Consider the following 12,532-nt stretch of genomic DNA (forward strand, 5'->3'; position numbering starts at 1 on the left):
TGATGACCATGATCGTGTGCCTGATCCTGGGGATGGGCCTGCCCACCACCGCGAACTACGTGGTCACCGCCACCGTCGCCGCCCCGATCCTCATTAACAACTTCGACGTACCCGTGATCGCGGCGCACATGTTCGTGTTCTTCTTCGGCATCCTCGCCGACGTCACCCCACCGGTGTGTCTGGCGGCATATGCGGGCTCCGGCATCGCCGGCTCGAACCCGATGAAGACCGGCGTGACCGCGCTGCGCCTGGCGATCGCCGGCTTCCTCATCCCCTACGTGTTCGTGCTGGAACCATCCCTGCTGCTAGAGGGGTCGATGCTCGAGCTCGCCCCGGCGCTGCTCACCGTGGTGCTCGGCATGATCGCGATCGCCTCCGCGCTGGCCGGCTACCTCTTTGCGGACACCACCAGGGTGGAGCAGGTGCTGCTGATCATCGCGGGGTTCCTCATGGTCTACCCGTCGATTCCCATCTCGCTGCTGGGCATGGCTATAGCCGCCGCCATCGTGGTGGTGCAGCTCCTACGGCGGCGGCGCCAGGATGGAACCGGCGGCGGCACCTCGACGGCGCCGACGACGACCTCCGGCGCAGCTACCTGACGGGCGCGGCGCGTCGGAGCCAGCCCGCCGCGGCGTCAGCTCCGCCCCGTGCGCGCCGCTTCCGGCATCGGCCGCGTGCCCACGAGGAAGAACCCGCCGACCATCCCCAGCAGCGCCACCACCCCGGAGACCAGGAACGCCACATTCACGCCGTGGATCGGGCCCTGCGCACCATGCGTCGCCGGATCCAGAGCGCTCGCCGTCATGACGGTGATCAGCACGGCCGTGCCCACGCTTGCGGCGATCTGCCGCAGCGTGTTGTTCACGGCGGTGCCGTGCGGGATCAGGGAGCTGGGCAGGTGGTTCAGCGCGGCGGTGGTCACCGGCATGATCACCATCGCCGTGCCGAGCATCCGCACTGCATTGGCCGCGGCGATGAGCAGCAGCGAGGTGTCCGCCCGCAGCATCGACAGCGGCACGGTGCTGACTGCGACGAGCGCGAAGCCGATCACGCACAGCCAGCGCGCCCCGTAGCAGTCGAAGGCCCGCCCGGTCAGCGGGGACATCAGCCCCATCACGATCGCGCCGGGCAGCAGCACCAACCCGGACTGCATCGCCGAATGGTCGGTCATGTTCTGCACATACAGCGGGATCATCATCATCCCGCCGATCATTGCCACGAACACCAGCATGCCCAGCACGGTGCCGAGCGTGAAGGTGACATGGCGCAGCACCCGCAGCTCCAGCACCGGGTCCGGCAGGGTCAGCTGGCGGTGGATGAACAGCACCAGGGTGATGCCGCCGATGATCAGCGGGACGAGCACCTCGGGACTGCTCCAGCCGGTGTTGCCGGCATTGCCGAAGCCGAACAGCATGCCGCCGAAGGCCAGGGTGGACAACACCACGGAGAGCACATCGAGGTGATGGGGCCGGGATTCGGAGATGTTCTTGAGGATGAACCACGCCACCGCCATCACGAGCACCGCGATGGGCACCATCATCCAGAACAGGACCTGCCACGGCAGATGGTCCACGATCCAGCCGGAGAGGCTGGGGCCGATGGCGGGGGCGAAGCTGATCACGAGGCCGAACATGCCCATGGCGCGGCCGCGCCGGTCCCGCGGGAACACGGCGAACAGGATCGTCTGCATCAGGGGCAGGATGATGCCGCCGCCGGCGGCCTGCACCACGCGGCCCAGCAGCAGCATCGGGTACACCGGCGCCAGTGCGCACAGCACCGTCCCGGCGGTGAACAGGCCCATCGCCGCGAAGTAGAGGGAACGCGTGGAGAAGCGTTGGATCAGGTACGCCGTCACCGGGATCATGATCCCGTTGACCAGCATGAACACCGTCGTCACCCACTGCGCGGAGTTCGCTGTGATCCCGAAGTCACCCATGAACGCCGGCAGTGCCGTGTTCAGCAAGGTCTGGTTCAGGATGACCACGAACGCCCCAGAGACCAGCACGGCCAGGACGATGTTCGGATCCACGGTCAGGGGCGAGGAGTCTGGATCTCCAGCGGTCTCATCGCGTGCCTCGCTCACCGTGGATGCGCCTCCTGTCGTGGGGATCGGTGCGCCGGGCCGATGTGCGCAACCTTCCGCATCCTAGGAGGAAGCGGCTCCGGCGGCAAGATGCCTGCGCAGTGATGTGACCGGCCAGCCTCGACCTGAGCATCAGGACCGGGCGACGGAGCCGCCGACACCGGAGAGGGGCCGAGTGCCAGATAAGACGGCGCCCGCCTCCTGCCGAGCAGGAGACGGGCGCGTGCGCAGCTGAGCGCTCAGTCCACCGCCAGCTCGCTCATCGGCCCCCAGCCATCCCCCTCCACCTGGTGGGAGACGATCTGCGGGGTCGCGGTGAGGTACTGCGGGAACTCCTCCTGCATGGTGCGGAAATGCTCAGACTTCACATGCGGCTCAGCGCCCTCGTCGGTGAACGCCTCGATGAGCACGTACGTGTTCGGGTCCTCGACGCTGCGGGACCACTCGAACCACAGGTTGCCGGGCTCGGCCCGGCTCGCCTCAGTGAATTCGCGGGAGATCTCCGGCCACGCATCGGCGTGCTCGGGCTTCACGGGGAACTTGACATTGATGAGGATCATCGCGGGGCCTTCCGGATCGACGGCGGGGTGCATTCCAGGATGCCAGCTCGGCTGACTTAGTACCCGATCGACCGCAGATACTCGCGGGATTCGCGGATGCAGTCGATGGGGTCGCGGCCGTAGGTGTCGTCCTGCTCGATGAGGAAGTACTCCGCCCCGGCCTTCTCAGCCGCCGGCAGCAGGGCCGGCCAGTTCATATTGCCCTGACCCACCTCGGCGAACTGCGCCAGGCCCACGAAGATCCCGAAGAACTCCTGCATGTCCATCTCGCCGGCCTGCATCTTCGCCACCGCCTCCTGCGGCAGCGGCGCCACCCGGAAGTCCTTGACATGGATCAGCTTGCAGGCGCCGGAGTACAGCTCGAGCATGTCCAGCGGTGCCATGCCGCCGCGCTGCACCCAGTGCAGGTCCACCTCGAACAGCAGTGACGGCGCGACCCGGCGGACGATGTCGAAGATCCGCTCGCCCTCGAACTGGATCAGGTCCACGTGGTGGTTGTGATAGCACAGCGTTACGCCGTGTTCGGCCAGACGGGCCGCGTACGGCTCCACCGAGGCCGCCCATTCCTCGCACGCCTGCTTCGAGGTCATCGCCTCAAACGGCATCATGCCGATGCGCAGGAATCGCGCCCCCGTGGTGTGGCAGGCCTCCACGGCCCGGTCGAACTCGGTGGACAGGGCGAAACCGTTGCCGCCCGGCTCGATCGAGGCGCTCATCGCAGCGGTCTGCACGCCCAGTTCCTCACGGCCGCGTACCAGGTCCGCGATGATCTCGTCGGTCATCTCCACCTGGGAGACCTCAACGGCGGCGATGTCCAGCTCGCGCACCTGGCGCAGCACGGCGAACATCCCCTTCTCGGTGATCTGGTCCTTGAGCATCATCAGCTGCAGTCCGATGACGGGCATGGTCTTCTCCTTCTGCGAGGTCATTGCGGGTAGTGCGACGTGTTTAGAGAGGGCCCGTCCCCGCGGGACGGGGACGGGCCGGTTCCACTCAAGAGCGGGTGGGGTACTTGCCCTCCTGCTCGATGCGGCGGTTCAGCTCGGTGAGGTACTCCTCTCCGGGGTAGTTCACGAGGTCGATCTCCCGGCCGGTCCAGGCCGACAGCTGCATACCTGAGGCGAGACGCACACCGTTGATGCCCTCGGCGCCATCGGCGATCAGCTCCGTGCCCTCCAGCAGGTGGGCGGCGAAGTTGGTGAGCACATCGATGTGCTGCTGGCCCCAGGCCGACTCGTACTCCTTGACCTCCGTCGTGAACAGGTCATCGGTGTTGATCTGCCCCATGAACAGACGCTTGACGTCCTCGGGCTCCATGGAGTCGGACAGCGAGCGTTCATCCTGTGTCAGCCGGGTGATGGTGACCTTCTTCGAGTCGTCCACCACCACCTTGCCCTTGTCGAAGAGCATCTCGAGGCGGTCGGTGCCGATGATGTCGTTCGTGGAGGTCATGAAGTGTCCGGTGGCGCCGTCGCCGAAGTCCACCAGGGCATTGACCTCATCTTCGGTGGCGATGTCGCGTTGGAAGCCGAAGGCGAGCTTGGCGAACACCTTCTGTGGGGTCCCGGCCAGCCACTGCCACAGGTCCAGCTGGTGGGGTGCCTGGTTGACGAGCACGCCGCCGCCCTCGCCGCCCCAGGTGGCTCGCCAGTCGGACTGGTCGTAGTAGGCCTGCGGGCGCCACCAGGTGGTGATGATCCAGGAGGTGTGGCGCAGCTTCCCCAGCTCCCCGGAGGTGATGAGCTGCTTGAGGTCCGTGTACACGGGGTTGGTGCGCTGGTTGAACATGATCGCGAAGGTGGTCTCGGGGTGCTCCTTCGCGAAGGCGTTCATCTCCTCGACCTGCTTCACGTACACCCCGGCCGGCTTCTCGGTGAGGGTGTGGATTCCCTTGCCGATCGCGGCGATCGTCATCTCGGGATGCAGGTAATGAGGGACTGTGGTGACCACGGCGTCCACATCCCCGGAATCGAGCATCGCCACGTAATCGTCGTAGAACGGGACATCCGCATAGTCGGCGGCGGCCTGCTCACGCTTGGCCGGGTCGATGTCGGCGATCGCGCCGAGGCTCATCCCGGGCACACGGCCCTCGCTGATGAGGCCGGCGTACATGCCGCCCTGGGCTCCCAGGCCGATGATGCCGAGGCGGACGGTCTTCTCGCTCATGGTGTCTCCTTCGTCGAGGCGATCAAGGTGATCAAGGTGATCAAGGTGGTCAAGATGGTCGAGATCGGGAGTCGTGGGGCCGACGTTGTCCGACGACTGCCGTGGGGGAGTGGGGATGGTGCCGCCGACAGCATGTGGCCGTCCTCACGACCCTATGCCCATTCCGGGGTGCTGGGCGAGGGCGAGGACGCCTCGGCCCGCCCGCGGCGGGGCAGACCGAGGCAACCAGATCAGCTCTGCACGTCCTCGCTGGTGAGCTCTCCGCGCTCGGCGCGGCGCTCATCGAGGATCGCGACGTTCTGCTCCACGCGTTCCTTGGACAGCGGGTACCAGAAGATCAGGCCAGCCGCGGAGATCGCCAGCAGCACCGCGGGGACGAGGGTGGAGAGGGTGTAGATGCCATTGAGCACCGCATCGCTCTGGGTCACGCCACCGGACTGGTAGCCGATCCAGCCCAGCGCCCATCCGGACAGCCCGCCGGCGACGGCCTGGCCCAGCTTCCGTGCCCAGGAGTACAGGGAGTAGACGGTGGCGTCATTGCGCTCGCCGGTGCGGATCTCTTGGTAGTCGATTGCATCGGTGATGAAGGCCCAGATCAGCACGTTCAGCGCGGCCAGACCCGTCATGAGGATCGTGTAGCCGATGATGTAGGTGACCGCGCTGTCGGTGCGCAGGATGAACAGCGCCAGGCCGGACAGCGCTCCGATGCTCAGCCCCGCGATGCCCACCTCGCGCTTGCCCACGGTCCGGGTGAGCCAGGCGCCGATCGGCACGAAGGCGAGCGTGGGCAGCAGGCCCACCAGGTTCGCGGTCGAGAGCATCTGGCCGTTGTTGAAGTACTCGTTGAACACGTATGGCAGGACCGAGGCCAGCAGCATCATGCCGATGAGCATGAACAGCGAGGAGAAGATCAGCCCGGTCAGCGCCCGGTTCTTGAGCAGGGAACCGAACATTGCGCCGAAGCCCATGCGCTCGTCCTTGGGCTTGGGCGAGGTCTGCACGCGCTCCTCGACGTTCACGAAGCACAGGAGGTAGCACATGACCGCGAGCACGGCACAGATCACCGCCGCGAAGAACATGCGGTTGCCGGAGAGCTGCGAATCCCCATCCACCTGGATGTAGACGAAGAGCGGGACGACCACGGAGATGCCGAGGTTGGCAAGCGTCGCGCCAAGGGAGCGGAACACCGATAGGGAGGCGCGGTGGTCGGGATCCGAGGAGATCACGGAGGCCATGGAGCCGTAGGGGATGTTGATGAGGGTGTAGAACACAGAGCCCCACAGGATGTACGTGACGATCATCCAGGCCAGACGCGCCCCGTAGTCGGCATCGGCCAGCAGCGGGGTGAACATGAGCACGCAGGCCACGGAGACAGGGATGCAGATCCGCAGCAGCCACGGCTTGAAGCGGCCGGAGCGGGACGGCGAGAGGGTGTCCACCAGACGGCCGGCGCCGACGTCGGTGAAGGCGTCGAGGATGCGCGCGCCGAACAGGAGGGTGCCGACATGCGCGGCGTTGATGCCCATGACGTTGGTGTAGAAGATCAAGAAGAACGCCGACTGCAGGATGAACGTGAAGTCGTTCCCCCAGTCGCCGAACATGTAGCCGATCTTGTCGCGCCAGCTGAAGGGCCGTTTCGTCGGCCTAGCCAGGGCGGGGGCGGGTGCTGCGGTGGTGCTCATCGTCGGGCTCCTTCAGGCTCGTCTTCGAGTGGCGGAGCGGCGGCACGCACGAGGCGGCGGCGGCTCGATCCCCGGGTCCGCGGGAGTTTCGAGAACGGTCCGATGGTGGGCGGCGGGGATGTCGAGAATTCTGCTGAGCACCCTGTCCGTCCAGCCTGGGTTGCCGCCGGTTGCAGATCTATGGACACTGCCAAGAAGTGAGCGTGAGGGGAAAAGGGCCAGATGTCCTGCGGTTATACGGATGGTCGGCGGTGTAGCGGATGTCGGCCGCGTCTTAAACGACACTTCCACACCCTTGGAATTGCCGTTGGTTGCCGCGGGACAAAGGTCCTGGAATCAGGGGGCCGCGCGCCTCCCGGTCCCGCCGTTTCATGGCGGCGGGGTGACCCGCAGCCCCCTGCGCACGTGCCGCCCGTGAGCACACGGAGCCCCCACAGCAAAGGGAACGGCCGGGCCCGTGCGGGGCCCGGCCGTCCTGGAGGGGCACGGCGGCTGCCGTGCGCTGTCGCCGCAGGGGAACGGCGACAGGTCTCAGTAGAGGTTCAGGAAGGTCTGCAGGACCTTCACCGTGTCCTCATCGATCTCGTCGGCACCGTTCTGCTGGGCGCCGACCTCATGCTGCAGGCCGGCCACCGTCTTCGGGCCGATCTCGCCGTCCTGCTCGGTCTTGGCCCAGGCCTGCAGGGCGAGGGTGGTCTGCTCGTCCATCTCGCCGGTCTGCTCGACGTTCAGCCAATCCTGCAGGGCGGTGATGGTCTTGGGGCCCATCTTCCCGTCCACCTCGAGGGTGCCGGCCACGCTGAGATCACCGGTGGCCTTCGGTCCGGGCTCAGGCGCGGAGCTCTCCTGCGCCGGAGCCTGCTCCTCCTGCTCCTGCTGCGGAGCCTCCTCGGTGGGCTTGGTGAAGCCGTTCTCATCGCAGTTGTTCGGAATGCCATCGCCATCGCAGCTCCAGTCGCCCTGCGGCTCGGAGGACTCCTGCTGCTGAGGAGCCTGCTGCTCCTGCGGCTCCTGCTCCTGGGCGGGGGCCTGCTCGGCGGGAGCGGAATCGTCCTGTGCCCCGCCGCCGGAGGTGTCAGCGCCGCCGGAGAGGGCCACACCGCACACCGGCCAGGCGCCCGGGCCCTGCATCGACAGCAGCACCTCAGCGGTGGCGATCTGCTGAGACTTCGAGGCGAGGTCCGCACGGGGCGCATACTGCAGGCCTCCCGCGGCCTCCCAGGAGGACTGCGAGAACTGCAGGCCGCCGTAGTAGCCGTTGCCGGTGTTGATCGACCAGTCGCCGCCGGACTCGCAGGCGGCGACCTCGTCCCAGCCGCTGGCGGCCTGCGCGGAGGTTCCGGTGGCCAGCATGCCGGCGGCGACGATCGCGCCTCCGGCGAGGCTCGCGGCGGTGCGACCCAGTCCGCGGCGGAGTCGGCCGGCGGAGGCGGGACGCAGGGCGTGAGTGGAATGAGCGGGCATGGTTACCGTCCTTTCGCTTGGATCGGAGATGTTCCGCGGTGACGGACGGCGACGAACATAGGGGCCGACGGGGGAGGGGCTGCAAGGCCGCAGCGCCGTTCCGGCGGAGTCTTGACCCGATCAAGAACCGGGCGTGACGGGGAGAAAACCATCCTGCAGCGCCCTGACCAGGTAGAACGTGGTGTAGCGCGTAGGCCGTGACGATTTTGTGATCTCTTGTGCAGCGCTGTTCCTTGGATCACGAAAGGGCCGACGGGGCAGTCCCCGTCGGCCCTTGGTGGTGCGTGCCGTGCCGGATCAGCGGCGCTTGGCCGCGGCGTGCTCCTCGCGGTGCCGCTCGCGCTCGGCCCGCTTGGCCGCCTTCTTCTCCTCGAGCGCCTGCTCTTCGGCGACGGTGATGACATTGCCGCTCGAATCGGTCGCGACGGTCCCGTCCTCCCGGGTCACGACGAGGCCCTCAGGCTGCTCATCGCTGCGCTCGCCACGGTCGTTGTAGGCCTGGCGCCGGTCGTGGATGCGGTGCGCATCGGCCAGCAGCTCGCGCACATTGCGCTCGGCCACGATCATGTCGTGGTACTTCTCCGGCAGGTTCTCCACGATCTGCTCATGCTCGAGCATCTTCTGGTAGAGCGCATCGCGGTGAGTCTCGAAGGCCTCGTAGGTCATCTCGATGTAGGTCTTCGCCTCGCGGTGGGCATTGTTCACCGCGGCCTGTGCCCGGCCCTTGGGGGACAGCAGGGAGGCGAGGATCGTGATGGTCAGCACGCTGATGATGACCGTGAGGGAGAAGCCGGTGGTGACCTCAGGGATAGCGTGCACCGGCTGGCCGCCGTTGATGAAGCCGAGCTCGTTCTCGTGCAGCGCGTGGACGATCAGCTTCACGCCGATGAAGGCGAGGATGAGGGACAGTCCCCAGCCGAGGTAGACCAGGCGATCCAGCAACCCGTCGATGAGGAAGTACAGCTGACGCAGGCCCAGCAGGGAGAACACCGTGGCGGTGAACACGATGTAGGTGTTCTGGGTCAGGCCGAAGATCGCGGGGATCGAGTCCAGGGCGAACAGCAGATCGGTCGCGCCGATCGCGATCATCACCAGCAGCATCGGGGTCAGCACCCGCTTGCCGTTCTCGATGGTGAACAGCTTGTCGCCGTCGTACTCATCGGTGGCCGGCAGCACCTTCTTCACCAGGCGCACGAAGATCCCGTCGGCCTGCTCATCCTCGTCGTCTTCGCCCTTGACCTCCTCGATCACCATCTTGATGGCGGTGTACAGCAGGATCGCGCCGAAGATGTAGAAGGCGAAGGACAGATGCTCGATCGCGGCGGCGCCGATCGCAATCATGCCGGAGCGGGCGATGATCGCGAAGGTGATGCCGAACAGCAGGACCTTCTGCTGGTCCTCGCGGGGCACGGAGAACGCGCCGATGATCACGAGGAACACGAACAGGTTGTCCACCGAGAGGGCTTTTTCGGTGATGTACCCGGCGAAGTATTCCCCGCCCATGTCTATGCCGCCGAAGACCAGCACCCCCACGCCGAACAGCACAGCGATGCCCACGTAGATGGCCGACCAGACGGCGGCCTCGCGCATGGTGGGGATGTGAGCCTTGCGCACGTGGAAGATGTAGTCGAAGGCCAGCAGTGCGGCGACCCCGACGATCGTCAGGATCCAGACCAGAGGGGAGACAGTCACGGGAGCTCGCTTTCCAGGGTCGCGTCATGGACCCGGGTCTCTCCACCGGCTGCTGCTGCGGCCGGCCTCTGCGCCCGGAGAACCGACGGCGGTCCTCGTGATGACGTGCGCAGGGTGACGGATACTCCCCCGTTGCCAGCGCCCACTGTACACAGCAGGCGCTGGGCGGCGAAGCGGCCGTGGTGCGCTCCACGAAAGGAGGCGCCCCGAGCAGGGTCAGAGCATGAAGGGCACCACGATCATCGCGGCGAGGAAGCCCAGCGCCAGACCGCCGGCCGCCGCGACGGAGTCCAGGGATCAGAACGTGAATCCCTGGAACAGCACGAGCGCCAGCAGCAGGCCCACCACGAGGTTGACGACGGTTGCGACGAAGAAGACGAGGATCGGCCGGACACCGGCCTCACGGATGGAGCTCGCGTTGAACTCCAGGCCGATGGAGACGAACGCGAGGGTGAGCGCCCAGGTTTGAAGCTCCTTCGCCGCATCGAGCCGCGGCTCGAGCACTTCGGCAGGAATCGTCTCCACGGAGACAGTCGCGATCGCCGAGGTGATCAGAAAGCCCAGCACGAACTTCGGGAACCGATCCCAGATCAGAGCGAGTGATGCCCTGCCGCCGCGCTGTCCCTCTGCCGCGCTGCCCCCATCCTGAGCGGTGCGCAGTGAGAACCAGATCGTCAGCAGCACTGCCACCACCCCCAACAGGGCGTTCTGCGTCACCTTGACGATCGAGGCGATCTGCAGCGGCTGCTCGCCTGCGACCTCCCCGGCCGCCGTCACCGCGGCCGTGGTGTCGATGTTGCCGCCGATCCACGCTCCGGTGACCGCCGGTGAGAGCTCCATCAGATCAGCGAGCCATGGCAGCAGGAAGATTGAGGGCACAGCGAAGGTGATGACCAGTGCCGCGGTGTACGCCAGCTGCTCTTTGCGGGCCTGCACCGCCCCCGCTGCCGCGACGGCCGCGGAGACCCCGCAGATCGCCAGGGCGGAGGCCAGCAGTGCGCGCAGCCGATCATCCAGCCCCAGCGCTCCGGCGAACCACCAGGTGGCGCCGAAGACGACGGTGATGAGGACGATCGCCTGGAGCACGGCGGGACCCGCCGCGCGCACGAGCACGGCGAAGCTCACGGTGGCGCCCAGCAGCACCAGACCGATCTTGATGAAGAATTCGGTGCGGAACGCCGCGGCCATCCGCTCGCGCACCCGGGCGAGGCTCAGCACCGCGTTGCCCGCAAAGCCCAGGGCAATGGCGTACACCGGGTATTCGATCGCCGCGACGACGCCGCTCAGTGGCGTGCCCGCGGCGAGGGCAGGCATCGACTCGCTCAGCTGCCGCCCCGCAGCGGCCAGCCCTACCACGATGACCAGCCCCAGCACCGTCCAGCCGTGGCCCGGCCCCGCGGGCGAGCTCTTCTCGGCGCTGCGTGCTGCAGGCGACGTGCGAGGCGCCGCGCGATCTGTCGCGCTCACGGGATCAGCGCCGGGGAGATCGCACCGGCCATGCACAGCCCGAACAGGGCCAGCCCCACGATCGTGGCGATCCAGTCCTCGCCGAGCGAGAAGCGGCGGTGGTCGTCGGGGTGATCCGGCCGACGTTCACTATCCATGGACATTCTCCTCCCAAAGGTCCGCTAGGTGCACGGTATGCGAGAGGATGCGCTGTGCGCGGGTCGACGGGCCGTGTACGGCACCTGGACCCGTCGTGTTCACGCGGAGGTCAGCCGTCGTTTGCGGTGGGGATCTCCGCCTCGGTCGCGACTTCGCGCCACGTCGCGGCAAGGGAGTCGATGGTGGCGTGGGCGTTCAGGCCACTGGGCTGCGGGACCACCCACAGCACGACGTCCTCGGGCCAGTCCTCCACGGTCGCAGGATCCTGCCTGCCCAGCTGGGCGCGCGGCAGATGATAGGCCGTGCGAAAGGCGGTGATCCCGGCGATCGCGACCACGCGCGGGCGCAGCTGGCGGATCCGCTGCACCATGTGGGCCCCGCCCTCGCGCAGTTCACGGGCTGAGAGCTGGTCGGCGCGCGCGGTCGCGCGACCCACCAGGTTCGTCAGGCCGATCCCGTGATCGATCAGGTCCTGAGCATCGACCTGCGCGAGCCCGGCCGCGGCATCGACCGCCCGCGAGGTGAGCCCGGCGCGGTGCAGAGAGGGCCAGAAGCGGTTGCCGGGACGAGCGAACGGGGCGTTGACCGCGGCGGTCCACAGCCCCGGGTTGATCCCCACGATGAGCAGTTTCAGAGGCGCCCCATCGGCCGGCAGCACATCATCGATGCTGTCGGGGTCCGTGGTGGAGACGGCGTCGAGCTCGGCCCGCGTGGGACGGCGCCCACCGAGCGGAGAGGGCCGACGCTGTGCTGGGGTGCTCACCCGATCGGCTCGGTGTCCTCATCCACGAGCTGGATGCCATCGAGGTCCCACTGCCCGTCGGTGCGGAGGATGAAGTACCGCAGGTGCACCTCTTCCGTCCCGCCATCCGCATTCAAGATGTTCTCGGTGACCTCGAAGATCGCGTACCCCTGGCGATTCACCCGGTCGTTGACCGTGTAGTCGACCGCCGAGACGGTGCCCAGCGTCTGGTCGAAGGCCGTGCAGGAGGTGGTCTCGAGGGCCCGGCGGAACTCCTCCGTGGTGGAGTCCATGTACAGCTCGCAGTCGCTGTTCTCCATCGAGCTGTAGAAGTCCTCAAGAGTGTCCTGCGGGTTGCCGCGGCCCAGGATGTTCAGCAGGAGGATCAGGCCCACGACGCTGACCAGCAGCAGGCCCACCAGGGCGATGCCGCCCAGCACGAGCCAGTGCCACATCGGCCGCCCGCCGATCTTCTTTCCGCCCGGAGCGGGTCCGCTCGGGCCGGCCGGCTGCGGCTGTGCGTAGATCATGACTCCCC

12 protein-coding genes are annotated in these 12,532 nt (G+C 67.2%); 1 reads left to right on the top strand and 11 read right to left on the bottom strand.

The genetic code is table 11. The features are described 5' to 3' along the window. On the top strand, positions 1 to 599 hold a 599-nt coding region (locus CJ197_RS11925), incomplete at its 5' end, for a TRAP transporter large permease subunit (protein WP_146007772.1). 35 nt (positions 600 to 634) lie between these two features. Here the strand turns inward: CJ197_RS11925 and CJ197_RS11930 are convergent. From CJ197_RS11930 to CJ197_RS11975, 11 genes are all read right to left on the bottom strand, one after another. After that, positions 635 to 2,083 carry an MDR family MFS transporter gene (locus CJ197_RS11930; RefSeq protein ID WP_304528974.1) on the bottom strand — a complete coding sequence of 483 codons (1,449 nt, stop codon included), beginning with the start codon at positions 2,081 to 2,083 and terminating at the stop codon, positions 635 to 637. A gap of 239 nt (positions 2,084 to 2,322) precedes the next feature. Beyond that, complete coding sequence (locus tag CJ197_RS11935) at positions 2,323 to 2,643, bottom strand: putative quinol monooxygenase (protein WP_102237032.1); 321 nt, start codon at positions 2,641 to 2,643, stop codon at positions 2,323 to 2,325. A 56-nt stretch (positions 2,644 to 2,699) separates the two neighbouring features. Further along, positions 2,700 to 3,572, bottom strand: coding sequence for a sugar phosphate isomerase/epimerase (locus CJ197_RS11940; RefSeq protein ID WP_233190903.1), 873 nt, complete (start codon positions 3,570 to 3,572; stop codon positions 2,700 to 2,702). Positions 3,573 to 3,636: 64 nt separating this feature from the next. Further along, positions 3,637 to 4,809, bottom strand: coding sequence for a Gfo/Idh/MocA family protein (locus CJ197_RS11945; RefSeq protein WP_102236976.1), 1,173 nt, complete (start codon positions 4,807 to 4,809; stop codon positions 3,637 to 3,639). Positions 4,810 to 5,039: 230 nt separating this feature from the next. Then, positions 5,040 to 6,491, bottom strand: coding sequence for an MFS transporter (locus tag CJ197_RS11950; protein WP_102236977.1), 1,452 nt, complete (start codon positions 6,489 to 6,491; stop codon positions 5,040 to 5,042). Positions 6,492 to 7,022: 531 nt separating this feature from the next. Then, entirely contained in the window at positions 7,023 to 7,955 is a 933-nt protein-coding gene (locus tag CJ197_RS11955; protein ID WP_102236978.1) for a transglycosylase family protein, read from the bottom strand. A gap of 297 nt (positions 7,956 to 8,252) precedes the next feature. After that, on the bottom strand, positions 8,253 to 9,647 hold the full coding sequence (locus CJ197_RS11960) for a TerC family protein (RefSeq protein WP_102236979.1): 1,395 nt from the start codon (positions 9,645 to 9,647) through the stop codon (positions 8,253 to 8,255). Positions 9,648 to 9,944: 297 nt separating this feature from the next. Then, positions 9,945 to 11,114: a YeiH family protein gene (locus CJ197_RS11965; protein WP_233190905.1), complete on the bottom strand. Its 1,170-nt coding sequence runs from the start codon at positions 11,112 to 11,114 to the stop codon at positions 9,945 to 9,947. Then, complete coding sequence (locus CJ197_RS15395) at positions 11,111 to 11,251, bottom strand: hypothetical protein (RefSeq protein WP_199173926.1); 141 nt, start codon at positions 11,249 to 11,251, stop codon at positions 11,111 to 11,113. Before CJ197_RS15395 ends, CJ197_RS11965 begins: the two co-directional genes overlap by 4 nt. Before the next feature lie 110 nt (positions 11,252 to 11,361). After that, on the bottom strand, positions 11,362 to 12,015 hold the full coding sequence (locus CJ197_RS11970; RefSeq protein WP_102236980.1) for a mismatch-specific DNA-glycosylase: 654 nt from the start codon (positions 12,013 to 12,015) through the stop codon (positions 11,362 to 11,364). Further along, a complete protein-coding gene (locus CJ197_RS11975; protein WP_102236981.1) occupies positions 12,012 to 12,524 on the bottom strand; it encodes a hypothetical protein in 513 nt (170 codons plus the stop codon). The genes CJ197_RS11970 and CJ197_RS11975 overlap by 4 nt, the downstream gene beginning before the upstream one ends. Between the last annotated feature and the right edge of the window lie 8 nt (positions 12,525 to 12,532).

Source organism: Brachybacterium sp. UMB0905 (assembly GCF_002871795.1).
GTDB lineage: Bacteria > Actinomycetota > Actinomycetes > Actinomycetales > Dermabacteraceae > Brachybacterium.